Annotated in this window: 21 protein-coding genes and 1 other annotated feature; of the genes, 4 read left to right on the top strand and 17 right to left on the bottom strand. The window is 47.1% G+C overall.

The features are described from left to right. Positions 1–115: 115 nt before the first annotated feature. Positions 116–328: a hypothetical protein gene (locus tag V6C21_RS08330; RefSeq protein ID WP_034841580.1), complete on the top strand. Its 213-nt coding sequence runs from the start codon at positions 116–118 to the stop codon at positions 326–328. A gap of 733 nt (positions 329–1,061) precedes the next feature. Here the strand turns inward: V6C21_RS08330 and cysK are convergent. Further along, a complete protein-coding gene (gene cysK, locus V6C21_RS08325) occupies positions 1,062–1,991 on the bottom strand; it encodes a cysteine synthase A (RefSeq protein ID WP_034841576.1) in 930 nt (309 codons plus the stop codon). Between the two features lie 645 nt (positions 1,992–2,636). Between cysK and typA the strand changes: the two genes are divergently transcribed. Continuing rightward, entirely contained in the window at positions 2,637–4,466 is a 1,830-nt protein-coding gene (gene typA / locus V6C21_RS08320) for a translational GTPase TypA (RefSeq protein ID WP_034841574.1), read from the top strand. A 174-nt stretch (positions 4,467–4,640) separates the two neighbouring features. On the opposite strand, the gene pyrE is transcribed toward typA, so the two are convergent. Both pyrE and trxA read right to left on the bottom strand, forming a co-directional pair. After that, positions 4,641–5,315, bottom strand: a complete 675-nt coding sequence (pyrE, locus tag V6C21_RS08315; protein WP_034841569.1) for an orotate phosphoribosyltransferase — start codon at positions 5,313–5,315, stop codon at positions 4,641–4,643. Positions 5,316–5,527: 212 nt separating this feature from the next. Further along, positions 5,528–5,839 (bottom strand): thioredoxin, encoded by a 312-nt coding sequence (trxA, locus tag V6C21_RS08310; protein ID WP_479268790.1) that lies wholly within the window; start codon positions 5,837–5,839, stop codon positions 5,528–5,530. 354 nt (positions 5,840–6,193) lie between these two features. Here trxA and V6C21_RS08305 point away from each other — a divergent pair, with 354 nt between their 5' ends. Next, positions 6,194–7,009, top strand: a complete 816-nt coding sequence (locus V6C21_RS08305; protein ID WP_479268789.1) for a hypothetical protein — start codon at positions 6,194–6,196, stop codon at positions 7,007–7,009. Between the two features lie 49 nt (positions 7,010–7,058). Further along, positions 7,059–7,108: a sequence feature (sodium ion sensor (DUF1646 type); this cis-regulatory element may regulate processes involved in with the transportation of sodium ions), on the top strand. Between the two features lie 171 nt (positions 7,109–7,279). Further along, a complete protein-coding gene (locus V6C21_RS08300) occupies positions 7,280–8,446 on the top strand; it encodes a cation:proton antiporter (RefSeq protein WP_479268788.1) in 1,167 nt (388 codons plus the stop codon). Between the two features lie 54 nt (positions 8,447–8,500). Here the strand turns inward: V6C21_RS08300 and V6C21_RS08295 are convergent, their stop codons facing one another. From V6C21_RS08295 to V6C21_RS08230, 14 genes are all read right to left on the bottom strand, one after another. Further along, complete coding sequence (locus V6C21_RS08295) at positions 8,501–9,343, bottom strand: fumarate hydratase (protein ID WP_479268787.1); 843 nt, start codon at positions 9,341–9,343, stop codon at positions 8,501–8,503. Beyond that, positions 9,343–10,494 carry an amidohydrolase gene (locus V6C21_RS08290; protein WP_084228814.1) on the bottom strand — a complete coding sequence of 384 codons (1,152 nt, stop codon included), beginning with the start codon at positions 10,492–10,494 and terminating at the stop codon, positions 9,343–9,345. The genes V6C21_RS08295 and V6C21_RS08290 overlap by 1 nt, the downstream gene beginning before the upstream one ends. Positions 10,495–10,671: 177 nt before the next feature. Continuing rightward, positions 10,672–11,091 (bottom strand): RNA-binding protein S1, encoded by a 420-nt coding sequence (locus V6C21_RS08285; RefSeq protein WP_034843950.1) that lies wholly within the window; start codon positions 11,089–11,091, stop codon positions 10,672–10,674. A 52-nt stretch (positions 11,092–11,143) separates the two neighbouring features. Then, the gene (locus tag V6C21_RS08280; protein ID WP_479268786.1) at positions 11,144–11,422 is read right to left on the bottom strand and encodes an FtsB family cell division protein; all 279 of its coding nucleotides are present in this window, start codon (positions 11,420–11,422) and stop codon (positions 11,144–11,146) included. Between the two features lie 59 nt (positions 11,423–11,481). Continuing rightward, a complete protein-coding gene (yabQ, locus tag V6C21_RS08275) occupies positions 11,482–12,009 on the bottom strand; it encodes a spore cortex biosynthesis protein YabQ (RefSeq protein ID WP_051492603.1) in 528 nt (175 codons plus the stop codon). An 11-nt stretch (positions 12,010–12,020) separates the two neighbouring features. After that, positions 12,021–12,311 (bottom strand): sporulation protein YabP, encoded by a 291-nt coding sequence (gene yabP / locus V6C21_RS08270; protein WP_479268785.1) that lies wholly within the window; start codon positions 12,309–12,311, stop codon positions 12,021–12,023. A gap of 245 nt (positions 12,312–12,556) precedes the next feature. Then, positions 12,557–13,474: an ornithine carbamoyltransferase gene (gene argF / locus V6C21_RS08265; protein ID WP_034843911.1), complete on the bottom strand. Its 918-nt coding sequence runs from the start codon at positions 13,472–13,474 to the stop codon at positions 12,557–12,559. Positions 13,475–13,488: 14 nt separating this feature from the next. After that, positions 13,489–14,667 (bottom strand): acetylornithine/succinylornithine family transaminase, encoded by a 1,179-nt coding sequence (locus V6C21_RS08260; protein WP_479268784.1) that lies wholly within the window; start codon positions 14,665–14,667, stop codon positions 13,489–13,491. A gap of 27 nt (positions 14,668–14,694) precedes the next feature. Further along, positions 14,695–15,558, bottom strand: coding sequence for an acetylglutamate kinase (gene argB, locus V6C21_RS08255; protein WP_034843914.1), 864 nt, complete (start codon positions 15,556–15,558; stop codon positions 14,695–14,697). A gap of 36 nt (positions 15,559–15,594) precedes the next feature. Beyond that, a complete protein-coding gene (gene argJ / locus V6C21_RS08250) occupies positions 15,595–16,815 on the bottom strand; it encodes a bifunctional glutamate N-acetyltransferase/amino-acid acetyltransferase ArgJ (RefSeq protein WP_479268783.1) in 1,221 nt (406 codons plus the stop codon). A gap of 43 nt (positions 16,816–16,858) precedes the next feature. Beyond that, positions 16,859–17,812, bottom strand: coding sequence for an N-acetyl-gamma-glutamyl-phosphate reductase (gene argC, locus V6C21_RS08245; RefSeq protein WP_479268782.1), 954 nt, complete (start codon positions 17,810–17,812; stop codon positions 16,859–16,861). A gap of 36 nt (positions 17,813–17,848) precedes the next feature. Then, positions 17,849–19,231, bottom strand: a complete 1,383-nt coding sequence (argH, locus tag V6C21_RS08240) for an argininosuccinate lyase (RefSeq protein WP_479268781.1) — start codon at positions 19,229–19,231, stop codon at positions 17,849–17,851. A 186-nt stretch (positions 19,232–19,417) separates the two neighbouring features. Continuing rightward, positions 19,418–20,629: an argininosuccinate synthase gene (locus tag V6C21_RS08235; RefSeq protein ID WP_034843921.1), complete on the bottom strand. Its 1,212-nt coding sequence runs from the start codon at positions 20,627–20,629 to the stop codon at positions 19,418–19,420. Between the two features lie 245 nt (positions 20,630–20,874). Further along, positions 20,875–21,570, bottom strand: a complete 696-nt coding sequence (locus tag V6C21_RS08230; protein ID WP_479268780.1) for a hydrolase — start codon at positions 21,568–21,570, stop codon at positions 20,875–20,877. Positions 21,571–21,631 lie beyond the last annotated feature (61 nt).

Genomic DNA, 21,631 nt, shown 5'->3' with positions numbered 1-21,631 from the left:
CTCCGAAGATTGATTTTTGCCGTTTATTTGCTATACTTATATGTGAAATAAATCGATTTTTCTGGTATGGCTACCTATAAGCGGCAAGTAGGTTATCTAATCGGAGGGAACTGTTTTGAAAAGCCTGTTTTCAAAGACAAAAGACGGCAACTGTTCAATCTGTATGCACGGCAGACCCGCAAACGACGGAATCAAGATTCTTTGCAAGAAAAAAGGCGTGGTCGATGCCTCGTTCTGCTGCCGCAGCTACAAATATGACCCTTTAAAACGCGTCCCTTCACACGCGCCTATTCTTCCGGAATTTGATAAAAGCGACTTTGAACTATAAACTGCCGCAGAACAGATGTGACTGCGGCAGTTTTTGGTTTAAAAATCAACTTCTGCTGAGAAGCTGGTTCAAAAAAGCCGGAACAACCTGACCTTCTGGTTTTGGTTGTTCCGGCTTTTGCATATGCCATAACATTCATTTCGTTTGTTCTCAATTCCTTTTTATGCGACTTCTCAATGCTCATGTACTGGCTTTTTCAATAACACGCACCATAAAAATCAATGTATATTTGGTGGTTTATTCTAATTTATATTAATTTTTGTCTCTCCCTAAATTAACCTATTGACTTAATTTTTTTTATTTTATATAATTAAAAGGTAAGGCAAAGGGTACCCGCATCAGCGGTTAACCCAATGTCCGCGAAATAGCCGCATCCATTGAGCACGGGGCGGCTATTTTTTTATTGTTTTTACGTATCCTGTGGCAAATATAAGTATAAGTATAATTGCCGCCAAGTACTCCACAATATCACCCCCCATCTTAGGAGAGTGATTAACCGCCCATTAAATACCCTTTGCCTTTATGTTATTTTACACCAATTAGATGTAAAAATCAAGAGAATTATTCCAATTGGCTCCATTAATATTTGCCTTTTTACCTAAATTTTGGTTTCTTTTTTTGTCATTACCCGTTAGATTTACATATAAGCGGCTTGCTTGCAAATTGAGTACTTAAACAGCAAAACTGCCTCTGATTTAATTCAACCAAAGGCAGTCCTGCAGAGCACGTGTTCTTATCCGAAAAGTGTAGTTGAAAGATATCTTTCACCGGAATCCGGGAACATAACTACAATCAATTTGCCCTTGTTCTCCGGCCTTTCAGCAACCTGTGTTGCAGCGAATGCGGCAGCGCCGGAAGATATGCCCACAAGCAGCCCTTCACTCTTTGCAATACTGCGGGATGTTTCAAAGGCATCCTCATTTTTTACAGTAATGATTTCATCGACAACGCTGCGATCGAAAACATCCGGAACAAAGCCGGGGCCAATACCCTGAATTTTATGCGGGCCGGGTTTTCCGCCTGAAAGGACAGGTGAACTGAACGGCTCGACTGCAACTATTTTGACATTTGGGTTCTTTTCTTTAAGGAATTTGCCAACGCCCGTTATTGTGCCGCCTGTGCCGACACCGGCAACAAAGATATCCACCTTTCCGTCGGTGTCGTTCCAGATTTCAGGTCCGGTCGTCGCTTTATGAATAGCCGGATTCGCTGGATTTTTAAACTGCTGCAGTATTATTGAATTCGGAATGGAAGCTGCAAGCTCCTCTGCCTTTTCAACGGCACCTTTCATGCCATTTGACCCGGGGGTCAAAACCAGTTCTGCCCCAAGAGCTTTCAGCAAGTTACGGCGTTCAATGCTCATCGTGTCAGGCATTGTAAGTATCAGCCGATAACCCTTTGCCGCGGCGACAAATGCAAGCGCAATGCCGGTATTGCCGCTGGTGGGTTCTATTATAACACTGTCCTTGTTAAGGCGTCCATGTTCTTCAGCGTCTTTTATCATCGCATACCCGATTCTGTCCTTTACGCTGCTTGCGGGGTTAAAATATTCGAGTTTTGCTACGAGAGTAGCCCCGAGATTTCTGCTTTTATTGTAGTTTGAAAGTTCAAGCAGCGGAGTGCCTCCGATTAAATCCGTTAAATTCTTTGCGATTTTCGCCATATCTATTCCTCCAATCGTTAATCCATATTATTCATACATATTTACTATGCTTTTATTATATTCCCAGTATAGCCGTTTGTCAACAAAAATTTATACTAATTCTGATAGGAATAATAATATTTTTTTATAAACATATTTACTTTCACATTTTCTGCGGCAGACGAATATACTTTTATAAAGAGCTTTTTTCAAGAATATTTAAGCGTTATTGTGTTTTGGAACTCAGTTTTATGATTTAATTTTTAATTATGTTCATGCTGTCAGCATATTTTTATGTTTAATTGTATTGCAGGCAATTCAAAAGAATGATTAAATAACGCAGAAAAAGTAATTAGAAAGCGGTGCCCCCCACAGGCACCGCTTATTATTGCCAAGTTTCAAATAAGTATAAGCGCTGTTTGGCCGCCTGATTTTACAGGCGGTTTTTTATTTGAAAAAATTCATTCAGCAGAAATTTATACAACCAATAGACCAAAACCGACACTATTCTCACATTAGTATGAAAGAAAGATTAATATTGCTTTTTTAATTTGACAGCATATCAATAAAAGCGTAAAATAATAATGTTATGGAATTTTACGAAAATATATATAATTTTAGCCGCATAATACATTTGCGGCCCGATCTCGGGAGGAGCAGGTTTAATTGGTACGCAGCGATCTCCGCAATATCGCAATAATTGCCCATGTCGACCACGGCAAAACAACATTGGTCGACGAAATGCTTAAACAAGGAGGCGTATTCAGAGAAAATCAGGTTGTGCAGGAGCGCGTTATGGACTCGAACGAGCTTGAACGTGAACGCGGCATAACCATTCTGGCTAAGAACACCGCCGCAAAGTTTGACGGCGTTAAGATAAATATAGTGGACACCCCTGGCCATGCTGACTTCGGCGGCGAAGTTGAACGTATTCTCAAAATGGTAAACGGGGTTCTCCTTCTCGTCGACGCCGCAGAAGGGCCTATGCCGCAGACGCGCTTCGTGCTTCAAAAGGCATTGTCCCTCGGCCACAAGGTCATCATTGTCATTAACAAAATAGACAAGCCAGATGCAAGAATTAAGGAAGTTGAAGACGAAGTACTTGAACTTTTGTTTGATCTGAACGCAAACGAGGAGCAGTTGAACAGTCCTTTCGTTTACTGTTCCGGCAGAAATGGAACTGCTACATTGAATCCGGACGAGGAAGGCAAGGATCTTGCTCCCCTTTTCCGGAAAATTATCGAATATATACCGGCGCCTGAGGGCGACGAAACAGGCCCGCTTCAGATGCTCATTTCTTCAATTGACTATAACGATTATGTCGGGCGCATAGCTATCGGCCGTATTGAGCGCGGCACTTTGAAGCAGGGACAAGACATAGTTGTCGCAAACTATCACAACACATATACCCCGTATAAAGCCAAGATTACAAATGTCTATCAGTTTGAAGGATTAAAGCGCGTTCCTGTCGAAACTGCGACAATCGGCGACATAGTCGCTTTATCCGGAATTGAAAACATAACTATCGGCGATACGATTTGCGATCCAGAAACCGTTGAGCCACTGAAGTTTGTCAAGATTTCCGACCCCACAATCGAAATGACATTCTCGGTTAACGACAGCCCGTTTGCCGGCCGCGAGGGCAAGTATGTAACTTCCCGCCATCTCCGCGCGAGACTGTTCAAAGAACTTCTCAAGGACGTTTCACTGCATGTTGAGGAAACTGAATCGCCGGATTCCTTCAAGGTATCCGGACGCGGTGAAATGCACCTTTCCATATTAATAGAGACAATGCGCCGGGAAGGGTATGAGTTCCAAGTAAGCACACCGCGTGTGCTTTTCAAGGAAATTGACGGCGTTTTATGCGAGCCGATTGAGGAAGTAGTAATCGACGTCCCTCAAGACTACATGGGTTCTGTCATGGAAAAGATGGGCATGCGCAAGGGCGAATTGCAGCACATGGAGCCGCAAGGAAGCCGCATGCGCGTTGAATTCCTTATTCCTTCACGCGGCCTTTTCGGCTACAGAAGCGAATTTATGACTGATACAAAGGGCGAAGGTATTATAAGCTCGGTTTTCCACGGCTACGAGCCGTATAAAGGTGAAATCCCATCCCGCAGTTACGGTTCACTGATTGCATTTGAAGACGGTGAAGCTGTTACTTACGGCCTTTTCAATGCACAGGACCGCGGGACATTGTTTATTGAACCAGGCACAAAGGTATATGGCGGTATGGTGGTTGGCTGTTCACCTAAGGGCGATGATATCGTCGTCAACGTTTGCAAAAAGAAACATGTAACCAATATGCGTTCCTCTTCAAGTGACGAGGCGCTCCGCCTTGTGCCGCCGCATAAGTTAAGCCTTGAAGAGTCGCTCGAATATATGGCTGACGACGAACTGCTCGAGGTTACTCCGAAGAGCCTGCGTCTGCGCAAGCGTATTCTTGACCACGCCGCCCGTATGAAGGCAAACGCTAAAAAGCAACAAAATCAGTAATGATTTTAAAAGCCGCCCTCGAAATGAGGACGGCCTTTTATTTTGTCGAATCCTATTCCATTTTGTTCTATAGTGTAACTTTTATACAGCAAGTATACACTTTCACAAACTTTTTTCGGTGCCCTGCTGCTTCTTAATAATAAAGGGCGGAAATAATCCGTCCTTTTTTGCTGTTTATTGCACGCAGTATTTTTCAAAATATTCTTCCATGCGCTGTTTTACATCGTCGTCGATATAGACCTTGCCGTCGATCGGCTGGTTGTAGATTGAATCGATAATCTCTCTGACAGTGACTATCGGGTATGTCTTAATGCCATACTGCTCAAAAAGCTCCTGTTTCGCGGTTTTATCGCCCGTCCCCTTTTCCATGCGGTCAACGGAAACTATCAGTCCGACAATATTTACGTCCGCCTGTTCTTTCAGCAGCGGCAGACATTCCCTCACCGACGTTCCGGCTGTGACGACATCCTCTATTATTACGACGTTGTCGCCGTCTTTCAGCTTATATCCGACCATTTTGCCGCCTTCTCCGTGGTCCTTGGCTTCTTTGCGGTTAAAGCAATAGTTTACGTTTTCATTGAATTTGGAGTATAGAGCCATAGAAACCGCAGTGCACAGCGGGATTCCCTTATATGCCGGTCCGAACAGCGCGTCAATTTTTTCTTTGATATTTGCCTTTATGCACTCAGCGTAAAATCCGCCGAGCTTTTGCATCTGCTCACCAGTAACATAATTCCCTGTATTGACAAAGTAAGGCGTCCTGCGTCCGCTCTTGGTCACAAAGTCGCCGAAAGTGAGCACTCCGGACCTCACCATAAATTCAATAAATTCCTTTTTATAGGCCTCCATATGATTACCCTTTCGCTGTTTTTGTTAAAATTATAACCCCCATGAAAAATTTTGTAAAGCAAGTGCTGATGGTGTTTACAGCAATATACAATTAATACCGTGCTGAAAAGTTCAATCAATTGGCGGCAAAATAAAGTTATTCTGAATTTACTTTTTATTTTCGGCATACACTATTAAAAAAAGCTGCCGTCAGAACGACGACAGCTTTTGTGTTAAATCCCCAGCATTTGAATGATATCTTCTTTTGGACGGGCCCCGACAGATGAAGCGGCAACCTTTCCGTCTTTGAAAAACAGAAGCGTGGGTATGCTCATGATGTTGAAGTTGGACGCGATTTCCGGCTCGTCATCAACATTGACCTTGCCGACCTTGATTTTATCTCCGTATTCGGCTTCTATTTCATCGATAACCGGCGCAATCATACGGCACGGGCCGCACCATGTCGCCCAAAAGTCAACCAGAACAGGTTTATCTGAATTCAAAACTTCAGTATCAAAATTTTCTGAAGTAATAGTTAATGGCATTTTCAGTCCCCCTTTTTTGATTATATACTACACTGCCACGCGCAAAATATCTGTGATTTTTATTACATTAGGCCTTTATTAATATAACGCAAATGTACTGAATAATACTAAACCATCTTTTATAGCTATCTGCCCCAACTTATTTCAGTTATCACTATAACACAAATTTTTAACTGTGTAAATTATCCGCTTAAAAGCTGTGACTTAAAAATTTTTTGCGTAAACCAAAAAGTAAAATTAATAAATTTTGAAAATTTATGCTCATTTTTAAAACTTTGAATATAATATACTGATGTTTTAATTAAATTCTGACTTTTTGACTTTTAAAAGATGTCTTAATTGGGGGCTTAAGATATGAAAAGAGGCTTTTATCCTTACAGCGGCCCGGCAGGCAAAGATGACCCTTCACGTCCCTATCCCAGATGGTATTACCCTGACGCTGACGGCACCGCCTTTATCGTGCATAACGTACAGGAATACATAACCGCCATAGATTTCTTTTACAGGAGCGTTTTTGGAAACTCGGAAAATACCCTCTGGTTTATTGGACTAACCACTGATATTCCGACACTTTTGCCTCAGGTTCTTAGCTCCGGTAACCCATTTGACGAGACTGCAGACATATCGAACTTTGTCGCAGGTATCGGCGCGGGGCGGGCATATGCCTATCCGGAAGTCCTTTTGCAGATGGCGTTTCATAATATACCGACAAGGCTCCTTGAGTGGTCCACAAACTCAATTAAAGCGCTGCATGACGCCCTTAGCAATACAAACAGCAATTTACCTGCAACCGTTTTTGCCCTTGACCCCCTCGGCCTTAACCGCGCAGCGTCAATTGAGATGTCCGACTCTTTACATGTTCCAGAGGCGCTGCGTGCCGCAGCGGAAAAGCTGTCCGACGCCTTACATGTTCCCGAGGCCCTAAGCGCCGAAATAGCTCCCCTGTTCGGCAGCTCGGACAGAACCTCCGCTGGCGCCAACTCGCCGTTTGCTGTGACGGCAATGGATAACAACGGGAAAAAAAGAATGTTTACTGTCGCGCCGAACAGCCCGCAGGCTCTTGCCATCGAAAGGATACCCAACAGCGCCCGTTACCTGTTTAAAATTCAGGTGCCGTCTGAACTGAGAACGCTTTTGCTGCGCCAACTGCAGCGCGTAGGGCTTTTATAGTTGCGAAATCCCCCGTAAATATGGTATAATATAGACAATATCGCAGTTCGGTTGGACGTTTTATACGTTTTCAAGATTCTGCTTCTTGGGTGGGAAGCCTTTTTGAGGCTTCTCTTTTTTATGTCCAATATTGCTATTTCAAGAAGCTGTTTGCAAGTTATCTGCTGTCAGGCCGCGGCTTACATTATCACAAAACCATCAATGCACCTTGCCTGTCGCGGATTAATTTTCAAAACAGCATCTGGAAACAATATTTATGGAGGTTCAACAGTGGAAAAAATACTGCTTCAAATCGCACTTATACTCATCGCAACAAAACTGCTCGGAGCTTTAAGCCGGAAGATAAAAATGCCCGAAGTGCTCGGGGCGCTAGCAGCAGGTGTCTTAATTGGCCCGACTGTGCTCCACTTTGTTGATTATACCGATAACATTAAACTGCTCTCCGAACTCGGGGTCATAACGCTGATGTTCTTGGCCGGGCTTGAAACAAACTTAGATGAAATGAAAAAAGCGGGGCTTTCCGCATTCGCCATCGCCTGCGGAGGCATAGCGCTGCCTTTCATGCTTGGGACTCTCTGTGCCAACCTGTTTAACCCCAATCTTATTGAAAGCGTTTACATCGGCGTGATACTTACGGCTACAAGTATCAGTATCACCGCGGAAACGCTCAATGAGATGGGTAAGCTCAACACCAGAGCCGGTATCAACATCTTAGGTGCCGCCGTAATCGACGATATTCTGGGATTAATTATAATTTCAATAACGCTTGCATTATCAGGCACGAAAAGTGCGGAACGCGCCTCCCTTCCTGTGACATTAATCAGCATTGCGGTATTCTGCGTTGTATCATTTCTGGTGATTGCATTCCTGCCGAGATTCGCAAAAAAGTACGTTGACAAACTAAAGCCCAGCCCGGCGCTGCTGTCCTTGACGCTTGCCCTTGTGCTGCTGTGCGCCTTTGCAGCCGAAAGCCTCTCCATCGCCGCTATAACCGGTTCTTACCTGTGCGGCCTGCTGCTGTCGCAATTTGGCCACAAAGAATGGCTTGAACGCAATGTCAAGGCGATTTCTTCGGGATTCCTCGCCCCTGTATTCTTTGCAAGTGTCGGGATTCAGGCAAATCTTAAAGGTATATCGCCGGACAACATATTCTTTATCATTGTCATATTCGTCATAGCCGTCATCGGTAAAGTTTTCGGCTGCGGCGCGCCTGCCGGCTTCTTTAAGATGAAGAAAAGCGAGGCGCTGCAAATCGGCGTCGGAATGGTCTCCCGCGGCGAAGTCGCTATAATAACCGCAAATATCGGGCTTCAAAACGGGATAATCTCAAACGGCATGTTTACTTCCATCATCCTTGTGGTTATTTTGACTACCATTATCACGCCGGTGCTTTTGAAATTCTCTTTCTCACGCAAAATTGAAAAACGGCTCGGGTAAAATTCCGAGCCGTTTTTATTTGCGCTTTACAGGTCATCAAATACTGTGGGTGTATTAAATTACCGCAGTCTTGTGCCTTGTCACATGGCAGCCCATATTTACGGCAACCGGCAGTCCGGCGATATGGGTCGCAAAAAACTCGATGTTGACGGCAAGCGCCGTTACTGTTCCGCCGAACCCTTGTGGGCCTATTCCCAAAGCGTTTATCTTGCTTAAGATATCTTCTTCAAGTTGCCTGTAGAACTCATCCTGTTGGGGTGTGTCAAAGGGGCGGCAAAGGGCCTTTTTTGCCAGCAGCGCTGCATATTCAAAGTCACCGCCTATGCCTACTCCCACCACAACGGGCGGGCAGGGCTTGCTGCCGGCTTTTTCAACCGTCGAGACGACAAAATCAATAATATCGTCCCGGGAAGCGGCAGGGGTAAACATACGGATGGCGCTCATGTTCTCGCTGCCGAATCCTTTCGGTGCGACGGTAATCTTGATTTGATCGCCGGGGACTATACGCGTATGAATGACCGCCGGGGTATTGTCCCCGGTATTAACACGGCGCAGCGGGTCACACACAATCGACAGCCGCAGCAGCCCGTCGACATACCCGCGGCGAACCCCCTCGTTAATCGCGTCGTTCAGTGCGCCGCCGACAATATGGACATCTTGTCCCACATCAACAAAGACGACGGCCATGCCGGTGTCTTGGCAGATAGGCACCTTGATTTCCCTCGCGGCGTCAAGATTGCGGCAAAGGTCGCTCAGAACCTCTTTTCCGAGCGGCGATTTTTCTTTTTCCAGACTGCCCCGGAGCTTTTCCTCCATGTCGCATGAAAGCTCGTGGTTTGCGTCAATGCAGAGCCGCTTTACTGTTTCGGTTATTAAACCCACCTTAATTTCGCGCATTATTTCACCCTTTTTCCGCCTACTGCAACAAATTTGACGTTCGTATAAAGCTGCAAGGGGTCGCCGTCAAAAATTACGAGGTCGGCGTCTTTGCCGGCTTTCAGCGAACCAACCCTGTTGTCAATTTTCGTTATGCGTGCGGGATTTATCGTTATAGCCCTCAGCGCTTCTTCATAATCCATCCCGTTCTTGACCGCCAGTGCAGCACAAAGCGACAGATATTCAATCGGAATGACCGGGTGGTCGGTGATAATAGCGACTTCAAGCCCGGCCTTTGACATAATGCCGGGGCCTTTCGGCGTCTGGTTATGCAATTCGGGCTTACATCTGTCGCAAAGGAAAGGCCCGGACAGCACCCTTGCGCCGTCTTCTTTCAACTCGTCAGCAATAATGTGCCCGTCAGTTCCGTGGACTATGACATAATCAAGGTTAAACTGCTTTGCAATGCGGATAGCGGTGAATATGTCGTCGGCTCTGTGGGCGTGAAAATGCGCCTGTATCTCCCTTTTGAGCAGAGGGATGAGCACCTCGCACTTGTATTCAAAATCCGGCTCTTCTTCATCCTCATCCTGAGAGGCTTTTTCGAGTTTGTCCATATATTTCTGAGCTTTATAAAGCTGTTCGCGGATAATCGACGCAGTGGCCATACGAGTGACCGGCGTCTCATGGTTTGCATGATAGCAGGTCTTTGGGTTTTCGCCCAAGGCGAATTTCACAGCGACAGGATTTTTGAACACCATTTTGTCGACACGCTTGCCGTAGGTTTTCATGGCGATAAGGCGTCCCCCGATGGGGTTGGCACTGCCCGGCCCTGTGATGACTGTAGTGACGCCGGCCGACAGCGCGTCGTCAAAGCACCTGTCCATAGGGTTTATCGCGTCCTCAGCAGACAACTGCGGGGTTGAGGGGTCGGTATCCTCATTTGTGTCTTCGCCTTCAAAATCAAGGCTGTCTTCACACATCCCTATATGTGTATGGGCGTCAATAAGGCCCGGCAGCAACACCCCATCGCCTGCATCTATTATCTCCCCTGAATAATCTGGGGCTTCACCCTCCCCCAGAGAATGTATAATGCCGTTTTCCGTTCTGAGCCATCCGTTTTCTATCGGACGGCCTTCCATAGTATAAATTTTCGCATTCTTAATAAGCAACCTATTCACCCTTCAATTGAAATTTTAGACTTGTTCGTCAGCAGTATGTACTGTCTGTCTTTCAGCAATAAGCAGTATTTTTGGATTCTATTTAAATGTAACCTTTCATTTGCCGCATTAAAGCATATGCAACCAATAATGAAAACGGAGTGTAACACTACACTCCGTTCTAAATTTTCACCTTGTAGAAGCGCGTCTTGAAAGATTTCCGCGTTTCGGATCAATATATTTTTTAAGATCTGACAGCTTTTCTTCACTCGACTGTTTAAACTTGTTCATCATTTCTTCAAACGTCATGTTCTCATTACGCCTCGGCTGCCATTCAAAGTTATCCGGTCTTCCGCCGAACTGGCGTTTTGCCTGAGGCTCAACCCTCTTCATTGAAAGACTTATCTTGCCTTCGGGCGTAATGCCGAGAATTTTGACTTTTACGGTTTCATTTTCTTTGACATAATCTTTAATTTCTTTTACATATGTCGGCGCAACTTCAGATATGTGAACCATACCCGTTTTTCCGCCTGGAAGTTCGACAAAAGCCCCAAATTTGGTTATGCCGGTGACTTTTCCTTCTAAAACAGCACCAACCTCAAGCTGCATAAAAAACAATAATCCTCCTAAAAAGTGTTACTCTGCGTGATTATAGGTTAAATCAGTTTCCTGATGCGTCGACATAAATACGTTCATTAGGTTTTGAATATCCCAGCTCTTCTCTTGCGACACTTTCCATAAATTCCTCGTCGCTCTCGTTCAGAAGTGCTTCTAACTTTTCATTTTCTGCTCGCGTAGCCGCATACTGGGATTTCACCTGAGCCAGCCTTTTATTGCTTTCTTTGATTTGAACTGCCTGATAGATAAGCGTCGCCACGATATACACCGCGAACGAAAGGATAGCTATTTTTAATATCAAACTATTCCTGCGCTTTTTCATCAAGTCACGCTCCAACCAAAAAAGCGGTAGTTTCAAAGAGCCCCGCTTCTTATTGAAGATTATCGTTTTTTATGAGGCTTGGGCTTCTTTGCTGGTTGTATTAAATTATACATCATCTTAGACTTAACTTTCAAGCGTATTTTCAAAAGTTTAGAATCTTTTTTAATATTCCTGTATGCCTTATTACAACTATTGGATATTTTAGAAAACGCTTCACCGCCATACTTGCGCACCGGCCCCATAACTGCCTTGCCCGCCTGTTTTACATGTCTTTTTACAGCCCTGTCGATTTCCTCAGCCCTTTTTATAAAAATAGCGCCTATTGTATAATAATACAGCGCCGCTCCCAATGCTTCAACCAATAAAACAAGAAATCTGATTTTTCCCTCATTTTCCAGCAGGATAAAAACAAATGTCGCAATAGAACAGATGAGCCAGTAAAAAATATCGAGAAAAACCAACCCCACGCGCCCGCACCTAGTAGCCACCCTTATAAACCGGAATACATCGTACAGGCCGCCGAGCATAAAACCAAGAAGGGCCGCCGAAATAAGCAGCCCCGTCTGTCCCGAAATCGTTATCCCCATAAATGTTCATCCTATCTAAAAAGTCTGCCCATAAAGCCGCCAGAGCCGCGAGGAACCTCATCCTGATACGACAGTGAGGAGATATTGCCCTCTATGCTGACGTCACCGGTTTCTACATTGAGCTTGTTCATATGCAGGTCGGTTCCGCGGATGGTAAGCTCACCAAGCTCTGTATACAGCATGACGGTTTGCTCGTCAAAGCTGTCGACATCGGAAACGCCCGAGACAGTAAGCGACCGTCTGTCTTCAAGTATAATGTTGTGTACCTTTTTGACCGTATTTTTATCATCCTGCATCGGCATTGCAATCCCTCCCGCCGCAGCAACGCGGCATGTTCTCATAAACGGCTTCTTTCTATCAGACTATATGCCGCTCATGGACAAAATATTACGGCGAGTATGCAATTAGTAAGGTTGTATTTCAATTTGACGGCCGTTGATTAAGAAAAATAAATATAGCTTAATATCACAAGTCAGGCAATAAGAAAAACTGCGCAAAAAAATCCTGCTTCAATAATAGAAGCAGGATTTTTTATATATTCGCGATATCAGTCCGCCATCAGCTTTACCATAACCGCTTTCTGAGCATGGAGCCTGTTTTCAGCCTCTTCGAATATCTCGTTTGCATGCGCCTCTAAAACCTCGGCGGTAATCTCTTCTCCCCTGTGCGCAGGCAGGCAGTGCTGAACCATAGCGTCCGGCTTTGCGACTTTCATAAGCTCGGCATTGACCTGGAAGCCTTTGAAATCGCGGCGGCGCTTCTCGACCTCCGCCTCCTGCCCCATAGATGCCCAAACGTCAGTAAATACAACATCGGCGTCCTTTGCCGCCTCCATCGGGTCGTGGCAAAGTGTAAACACAGGCTTTTTCTTGTTCGCCTCGTTTGCGAAATCCAGCACCTGCTGCGCCGGCTCATAGCCCTTCGGGCAGGCGACAGATACTGTCATGCCGGTTTTTATGCCGCCGACGATAAGGGAGTTCATCATGTTGTTGCCGTCGCCAATAAAGCACATCTTCAAACCTTCGAGGCGTCCCTTGAACTCACGAATGGTCATCAGGTCCGCGAGAACCTGACAGGGGTGGGCAAAATCGGTAAGGCCGTTGATTACCGGGATAGTAGCGTACTTTGCGAGGTTTTCCACTTCTTCCTGAGAAAATGTACGAATCTCTATGCCGTCAAGGTAACGTGAAAGTACGCGGGCGGTATCCTCAACCGGTTCGCCGCGCCCAATCTGGAGGTCACGCGAGCTCAAAAACAGCGCATGGCCGCCCAGCTCATACATGCCGACCTCGAACGAAACACGCGTACGCGTTGATGACTTCTCAAAAATCATGCCCAGAGATTTGCCGGCAAGGCGCGGGTGAGGAATATTATGTTTCTTTTCATACTTAAGCTGGTCAGCGAGGTTGAGTATCTCTATGATTTCTTCACTCGTAAGGTCGAGCATTTTCAATAAATGCTTCACTGGAAATCCCCCTCTTATTTCATGCTTTTAATCGTGTCTTCGAGGATATCGAGACCGCAGTCAATTTCTTCTTTCGTTATGGTAAGCGGAGGCAGCATGCGCAGCGCGGTTTTTGCCGTCAGTATAAGAAGGCCGTTTTCTGCCGCCTTTGCGGCGACGTCTTTTGACGATACCCCGTCGACGTCAAAGCCCAGCATAAGCCCTTTGCCGCGGATTTCTCCGATACCATCTATTTTTGAAAGGCGGGCTTTAATATATTCTCCCTTTTCGGTAACTTCTTTAAGAAACTTTTCATCGCTGACGCGCTTTACAACCTCTAACGCCCCGGCGCAGGCTATCGGGTTGCCGCCGAAGGTAGTGGCATGCGTGCCTGCCGAGAGGACGTTTTCGAGCCCGCCGCGGCACAGCACAGCGCCCATCGGCAGCCCGCCCGCAAGGGCCTTGGCGCAGGAGACAACATCCGCTTTGACCCCAAAGTGTTCATGGGCCAAAAACTTTCCTGTACGCCCTATGCCGGTCTGTACCTCGTCGAACATCAGGAGTATGTCCTTCTCCCGGCACAGGTCAGCGACTTTCTTTACGAATTCGGTGTCAAGCGGCAAAACCCCGCCTTCACCCTGAATAGGTTCCATCAAAACTGCGCAGACGTCCTTTGTGCAGGCCTCTTTTACGCTGTCAAAGTTGCCCGCTTCGGCAAACTTAAAGCCTTCAGTAAACGGGAAGAAGAAGTTGTGAAAGACATCCTGTCCTGTCGCCGAAAGGGTAGTTACGGTGCGCCCGTGGAACGAGTTTTTCAGCGTTACAATCGTCGCCCTGCCGCTGCCGTACTTATCGAAGCTGTACTTGCGGGCGAGTTTAATCGCGCCCTCGTTGGCCTCTGCTCCGGAATTGCAGAAGAATACGCCTTTAAAACCTGTGCGCTTGCAGAGCAGCTCGGCGAGTTCCCCTTGTATCGGTGTGTAATAGAGGTTTGAGCAGTGGGAAAGCTTTGCCGCCTGTTCCGACACCGCCTTGACCCATCCGTCGTCGCAGTAACCGAGGGCATTGACCCCGATTCCGCTTCCAAAATCTATATAGCTTTTGCCGCAGCCATATGCTTTTGCGCCTTTGCCTGACTCCAGAGCTACGTTAAAGCGTGAATAAGAGTTCATAACGTATTTGTCGACTTTTTCTTTAACCGCGCTGAAATCCATTCCCGAACACCTCCGCCTTTAATTTTATTACTGAAACATTGTGCCGATACCCTCGTCGGAGAACATCTCAACGAGTATCGAGTGGGGCTCCCTGCCGTCTATGATACTCGCGCTGCTGACCCCACGCCGCACTGCTTCGACACAGCAGTCCACCTTAGGTATCATGCCGCCTGAAATAATGCCCTGCCGTATCAGGTTCGGGACATCGCTTACATTGACCACAGGTATAAGCGTACTTTCATCGTTTTTGTCCCTAAGCAGGCCTTTTATATCTGTAAGAACCATGAGCTTTTCCGCTCCGATTGCCGCTGCGATGCGCGCGGCCGCCGTGTCTGCGTTTATGTTATAGACTTCCCCGTTTTCGCCGCATCCAATGGTGGCGATAACTGGTATATATCCGTTTCCGATGGCGTCGTCGATAGGCTTTCTGTTGACCTGTGTTATTTCACCTACAAGCCCCAAGTCCGCACCGGTTTTGCACAGTTTTCTTGCTTTTATCATGCCGCCGTCAAGGCCGCACAAGCCGATTGATTGGCCGCCGTTCTGCTGGAGGTGACGGACAAGGTCCTTGTTGACCTTACCGGCAAGCACCATCTGGACTATTTCTATTGTCTCCTTATCGGTATAGCGGAGCCCGCCTACGAAACGGCTCTCCTTGCCTAATCTCTTGAGCATTTCGCTTATTTCCGGCCCACCGCCGTGTACCAGCACAACATGGATTCCGACCAGAGAAAGCAGCACAAGGTCGGTCATAACAGCGTTTTTGAGCTTTTCGTCAACCATAGCGTTTCCGCCGTATTTCACGACAATGGTCTTGTTATAATACTTCTGGATGTATGGCAGTGCCTGGACAAGTACCCTTGCCGTATCCAGATTTGATATTTGTCCCATGATTGCACCCCTTCCGCCTTGTTCACTGCTTCTGCTTTAAGTACGATAATCTCCATTTATTTTTACATAGTCATATGTCAAATCACAGCCCCACGCCGTGGCAGAACTGTTGCCGTCATTAAGGCTGATTATCACTTTTATCTCATCCTGAACAAGTATCTGCCGCGCAAGTTCCTCGGAAAACTCAACGCCTGCGCCGTTTTTGCAGACAAGTATCCTGCCGCCGGTGGATTCGAATTCAACGTCAATCTTATTTACATCCACATCGGCGCCGCTGTAACCGATTGCGCAGAGCACCCGTCCCCAGTTTGCGTCCGCACCGAACATCGCGGCCTTGAAAAGTGAGGAAGAGATAACGCTCTTTGCCACCGTCCTTGCGGTTATAATGTCAGGCGCGCCGTTCACCACAGCTTCGATGAGCTTTGTCGCGCCCTCGCCGTCGCGGGCGATCTCGCGGGACAGATAGGTCATAACTATCTTTAGCCCCTCTTTGAAGGTTTCATAGTCGGCGCCCTTTGTTTTTATTTCATCATTTTTTGACAAGCCCGACGCCAAAATAACCACCATGTCGTTTGTAGAGGTATCGCCGTCGACACTCACCATATTGAATGTTTCCGCGGCAGTCTCCAAAAGGGCCTCATGCAGCATTTCAGAGCTTATGTTGACGTCAGTCGTGATAAAGCAGAGCATTGTTGCCATATTCGGGTTTATCATGCCGCTGCCTTTGGCGATTCCGCCGATGACACATTCTTTTGAGCCTAAATTAAACTTTACCGCTGTTTCCTTTTTGCGGGTATCGGTCGTCATTATCGCCTCGACCACGTCGTCGAAGCCCTCTTTTGAAAGCTTTTCGGAAAGGACCGGGATGGCATTTGTTATCGGCTCAAGCGGAAGCGGTTGCCCAATTACGCCGGTGGACGCGACGACGACATCTGTCGGGTCGATGCCAAGGGCTTTGCCTGTCGCCTTGCACATCTCGGTTGCTATAAATACGCCGTCGGCATTGCAGGTGTTTGCGTTGCCGCTGTTGCAGATTATGGCCTGCGCCTTGCCGTTTTTAAGGTGTTCCTTTGTAACTATGAGCGGTGCGCCTTTTACCTTGTTTGTCGTATAGATTGCCGCCGCATTGCAGAGAACGTCGGAAGCAATCAGACCAAGGTCTTTCTTTGTGCGATTTTTCCTGATGCCGCAGTGGATACCAGCAGCTTTGAATCCGAGCGCCGCCGTAACGGAGCCTTCTATTTCCTCATATTTCATCGTTTTCACCTTACGTTATTGTATAGTTGATTTAGCCATTGTATTATTCTGCAAGTCCTGTACCTTCATCGAGTCCCAGCATGATATTCATGCACTGCACTGCCGCTCCCGAAGCGCCTTTGCCGAGGTTATCCAGCCTCGACATTACAAGGATCTGGTCATCATGCCCGAAAACGAAAATCTCAAGTCTGTTCGTGCCGTTGCAGCCCTGCGCTCCGAGATAGCCGCCATCGAGGCAATCCTCGCCGCCGAAAGGCATAACCTTTATGAACCTTTCGCCCTTATAGTATTCGCTGTAGTACTCCCATACCGCGTGGGCGTCCATATCCTTTGAGAGCAGCCGCCTGTTTATCGGCAGCGTAACTATCATACCTCTGTAAAAGTTCGCGACAAGCGGCGTGAAAACCGGCTCGTACCGGAGGGAGTTTATCTTCATCATCTCCGGCAGATGCTTATGGTGCAGCGTCAGCGCGTAATACCGGGGGCTTTGCATTTCGGGATCCCCTCGTCGCGTGTCCTCATACTGCGCGATAAGCTTTTTGCCGCCGCCGCTGTATCCTGAAACGGACGTCACGACAACCGGGTAATCGGTGGGCATTATCCCGCCGGCGATAAGAGGATAGACCGCGGCGTTGAACCCGGTTGCGTGGCACCCGGGAACCGCTACGCGCTTTGATGATGCTATCTTTTTCCTCTGTTCCTTGCTCATCTCCGGCCAGCCGTATGTCCAGTCGGGATTCGTCCGGTGGGCGGTCGACGCGTCAATTATGCGCGTATTGGGATTGGTAACAAGTGAGGCAGACTCTCTCGCCGCGTCGTCGGGAAGGCAGAGGAAGCAGATGTCCGCCGCATTGAGAAGCCGCTGCCTTTCGTCCCTGTCCCTGTGCAGTTCGGGGCTGATTTGCAGCAATTCTATATCGTCCCGTGATGAAAGCCTTGAACGTATCTCAAGCCCTGTTGTTCCCGCTTCACCGTCGACAAACACCTTATATTTCAAAAGTCTCATCCCCATTGTCAGTTTGTATGTCAATTATTATTCTTTCATTTCTGCCAAGAAGCCTTTAAGCGCATCTATCTGCTTTTTAACCGGTTCTTCCGCGGGTCCGCCATCAGCTTTGCGGCCGTTGACGCAGGTATCAAGGGAGATAGCCTCGTAAACGTCTGTATCAAACAGCGGGCTTAACTTTTTGTATTCCCCGATTTCGAGCGTCTCGAGCGTTTTGCCCTGTTCTATGCAGGCAGCGACAAGCTGTCCCGTTATCTTATAGGCGTCCCTGAAGGGCAGCCCCTTTCTGACAAGATAATCGGCGCAGTCGGTCGCATTAATAAACCCTTTAGCCGCCGCAGCGCGCATATTCTCCGGCAGGACGCGCATAGTCGCTATCATCGGCATGAACGTGTTAAGACACAGCTTAACCGTATCTACGGCGTCAAAAATCGCTTCCTTATCCTCCTGCATATCCTTGTTATATGCAAGGGGCAGCCCTTTCATCATTGTAAGCAAAGCCACAAGGTCGCCGTTGACGCGTCCCGTCTTGCCGCGGACGAGTTCCGCGACGTCCGGATTCTTCTTCTGCGGCATAATGGACGAGCCGGTTGAAAAAGCGTCGTCAAGTTCGATGAACTTAAATTCCCACGAGCACCACAGGATAATCTCTTCAGAAAATCTCGAAAGGTGGGTCATTATAATTGACAGGGCGCTCGCCAGCTCAATACAGAAATCCCTGTCTGAGACGCTATCGAGGCTATTCTGCGTCGGTGTGCTGAACCCCAGAAGCTGCGCCGTGCGTTCGCGGTTTATAGGATAGGTGGTTGACGCCAGTGCCCCGCTGCCGAGCGGGCATTCATTCATGCGCCGGGCGCAGTCCTCGAGCCGGGTGATATCCCGTTTAAACATCTGAGCATAGGCGAGAAGATGATGCGCGAATGTAATCGGCTGTGCCCGTTGGAGGTGGGTGTAGCCCGGCATTACTGTCTTTGTATGCTCCTGCGCTTTTTGCAGGATGGTTTCAAGCAGATTTACAAGGAGCTTTTTAATATCCGCAATCTCATGCCTTAGGTAAAGCCTTATGTCAAGTGCAACTTGGTCGTTCCGGCTTCTCGCAGTATGAAGACGTTTGCCCGAATCGCCTATCCTTTTCGTCAGCTCCGCTTCGATAAACATATGAATATCTTCGGCTTCCGGGTCAAACTGGAGTTTTCCGCTCTCAAGGTCGGCAAGTATCTCTTTAAGCCCGCCGATAATCTCAAGCGATTCCTGCATTGCTATAATGCCACATTCGCCGAGCATTGTCGCATGGGCGATACTGCCCTCGATATCGTCTTTATACATGCGCGAATCAAACCTAATTGAGGAATTGAAGTCATTGACACGTTCGTCTGTTTCTTTTTTAAAACGCCCTGCCCAGAGTTTCACTTAATTACCCCCTATTACTGCATGCGGCAAAGACGCGGATTAATCTGCCTTTTTATTGCCCTAAAGCTTTATTTATCTTCTTAAAGCTCATCAGGATAACCTTATATTTTTACCCTTAAAAATTGCAATCAGCCCCATGCGTGTGTGAGCGCATGGGACTGATCCACTTATTTCAAGCAATCCTAATCAGTGCTTGTTTTTCTTGTCAAGCATAGCCTTGACTTTGAGCGGAAGTCCAAAGAGGTTGATGAAGCCTTCAGCGTCCTTCTGGTTGTAGACTTCATCGGCGCCGAATGTGGCGATATCCTCGCTGTAGAGTGAGTAGGGCGATGTAGTGCCGGCGTTTATAATATTGCCCTTATAGAGCTTCAGTTTAACATCGCCGGTAACAGTCTCCTGAGTCTTGTCGACGAATGCGTCGATAGCCTCCCTCAGCGGAGTGTACCACTGTCCGTTGTAGACAAGCTCGGCGTATTTCTGCGCCACAAGTGCCTTGTAATGTGCTGTCTCTTTGTCAAGAGTCAAGGTCTCAAGTACCTCGTGTGCATGATAGAGAATCGTTCCGCCCGGTGTCTCATAGACGCCGCGTGACTTCATGCCCACAAGGCGGTTCTCAACAATGTCGAGAAGGCCTATTCCGTTCTTTCCGCCCAGCTCGTTGAGCTTCTGAATCAACGTAACGCCGTCAAGCTTTTCTCCGTCAAGGGCGACGGGAATACCTTTTTCAAATGAGATTGTGATATATGTAGGCTTATCTGGAGCCTGCTCAGGCGAAACGCCGAGCTCAAGAATCTTGTCATACTTAGGCTCGTTGGCCGGATCCTCAAGGTCCAAACCCTCATGGCTCAAATGCCACAGGTTCTTGTCCTTGGAATAGTTTGTCTCACGGGTAATTTTAAGTGGAATATTGTGCTTCTCCGCGTAATCAATCTCCTCGTCGCGGGACTTTATATTCCAGATACGCCATGGGGCGATGATTTCCATTTCAGGAGCCAGCGCTTTGATGGTAAGCTCAAAACGCACCTGGTCGTTGCCCTTGCCTGTGCAGCCGTGGCATATTGCGTCTGCACCTTCTTTTTTGGCGATTTCAACAAGGCGCTTTGCTATCGGAGGCCTTGCGAATGACGTACCTAAAAGGTAATTTTCATATTTGGCTCCGGCTTTAAGCGTCGGCCAAATGAAATCCTCAACAAACTCTTTTTTCAAATCTTCAATATAAATCTTTGAAGCACCGGTCTTAATCGCTTTTTCCTCAAGTCCGTCAAGTTCTGTCCCCTGTCCGACGTCAGCGGAAACCGCGATGACTTCACAGCCGTAATTCTCTTTCAGCCACGGAATGATTATCGATGTATCAAGTCCGCCGGAATACGCCAAAACAACCTTCTTATACTGTTTCATATTAACCTCCATGCAGCCATTAATTAACAATATTAACTCTCAAATGCACGGCAACGCAAAACTTTCGCGTAAACCCTTATATGCCGGATTATTAGCCATTTTTGAATGTGATGTTATTATTATACACTAAATCTGCATAAAATCAAGCTTTTAGTGTATATTTATTCGTTTTTGTGTATATTTTGTTTGTTTGCCTAAAAGGCCTCAAACAGATTCTTCAAAATTAGTATAAAATACTGCCAGCATTAATGGAATAGTTTCAGTTCCATATTATTAGCCGCGGATTCGCGGTACTGGTCCATAATTTTGCCGAGGATTTCAGAGCTTGAAGGCGGCGTCCATGTTATCGCGTTGGCTCCGGCCTCTATCGTCGCCGCAATAGTATCGTCAGTTGGGCCTCCAGTGGCGATAATAGGCAGTTTGGGGTATTTCTCGCGTATCTTTCGCACTATCTCGACGGTCTTTTGTCCTCCTGAGACATTGAATATAGCCGCTCCCGCCTTTATTCTTCCTTCTATATCATCGTTTTCCGAAACAACTGTCACAACAATGGGTATGTCGAGGGAGTCATGCAGTTCCGCAATTATATCATTTGTAGTAGGCGCGTTGACCACAACCCCCATCGCCCCTTGAAACTCCGCATGGGACGCCACATTGACAACCCTTTTGCCGGTGGTCAGGCCTCCGCCGACGCCGCAAAATACGGGCTTGTCGGCTGTAAGCAGGATGGCCTGCGTTATAACGGGCTGGGGAGTAAAAGGATAGACGGCAATAACTGCGTCTGCATTGACGTTCCGTATAATGCAAACATCTGTAGTAAATACAAGGGATCTGATTTTCTTGCCAAAAATCTTTATCCCTGACGCACGGTAGATTACTTCCGGTACCTTCAACATGAATTTTCTCAGATTTCCTTCATATTCCGGCACATCGTATTGCATAACTTTCCTCCTTCTTATTATTCCTATACTCAGATTAATTCCGGCTATGCCTGTACAGCGC

The organism is [Clostridium] cellulosi (assembly GCF_036762875.1).
Lineage (GTDB): Bacteria > Bacillota > Clostridia > Oscillospirales > Ethanoligenentaceae > Ruminiclostridium_D > Ruminiclostridium_D cellulosi.
The sequence above is the reverse complement of the archived record's forward strand: the minus strand, read 5'-3'. Positions and strand labels throughout refer to the sequence as shown.

Excerpts from the sequence above, each read along its gene's own strand:
- cysK (WP_034841576.1), bottom strand. The coding sequence starts at position 1,991 with ATGGCGAAAATCGCAAAGAATTTAACGGATTTAATCGGAGGCACTCCG.
- pyrE (WP_034841569.1), bottom strand. The coding sequence starts at position 5,315 with ATGGAGGCCTATAAAAAGGAATTTATTGAATTTATGGTGAGGTCCGGA.
- trxA (WP_479268790.1), bottom strand. The coding sequence starts at position 5,839 with ATGCCATTAACTATTACTTCAGAAAATTTTGATACTGAAGTTTTGAAT.
- V6C21_RS08305 (WP_479268789.1), top strand. The coding sequence starts at position 6,194 with ATGAAAAGAGGCTTTTATCCTTACAGCGGCCCGGCAGGCAAAGATGAC.
- V6C21_RS08295 (WP_479268787.1), bottom strand. The coding sequence starts at position 9,343 with ATGCGCGAAATTAAGGTGGGTTTAATAACCGAAACAGTAAAGCGGCTC.
- V6C21_RS08285 (WP_034843950.1), bottom strand. The coding sequence starts at position 11,091 with ATGCAGCTTGAGGTTGGTGCTGTTTTAGAAGGAAAAGTCACCGGCATA.
- V6C21_RS08280 (WP_479268786.1), bottom strand. The coding sequence starts at position 11,422 with ATGAAAAAGCGCAGGAATAGTTTGATATTAAAAATAGCTATCCTTTCG.
- yabQ (WP_051492603.1), bottom strand. The coding sequence starts at position 12,009 with ATGGGGATAACGATTTCGGGACAGACGGGGCTGCTTATTTCGGCGGCC.
- yabP (WP_479268785.1), bottom strand. The coding sequence starts at position 12,311 with ATGCCGATGCAGGATGATAAAAATACGGTCAAAAAGGTACACAACATT.
- V6C21_RS08260 (WP_479268784.1), bottom strand. The coding sequence starts at position 14,667 with ATGGATTTCAGCGCGGTTAAAGAAAAAGTCGACAAATACGTTATGAAC.
- argB (WP_034843914.1), bottom strand. The coding sequence starts at position 15,558 with ATGGGACAAATATCAAATCTGGATACGGCAAGGGTACTTGTCCAGGCA.
- argJ (WP_479268783.1), bottom strand. The coding sequence starts at position 16,815 with ATGAAATATGAGGAAATAGAAGGCTCCGTTACGGCGGCGCTCGGATTC.
- V6C21_RS08235 (WP_034843921.1), bottom strand. The coding sequence starts at position 20,629 with ATGAAACAGTATAAGAAGGTTGTTTTGGCGTATTCCGGCGGACTTGAT.
- V6C21_RS08230 (WP_479268780.1), bottom strand. The coding sequence starts at position 21,570 with ATGCAATACGATGTGCCGGAATATGAAGGAAATCTGAGAAAATTCATG.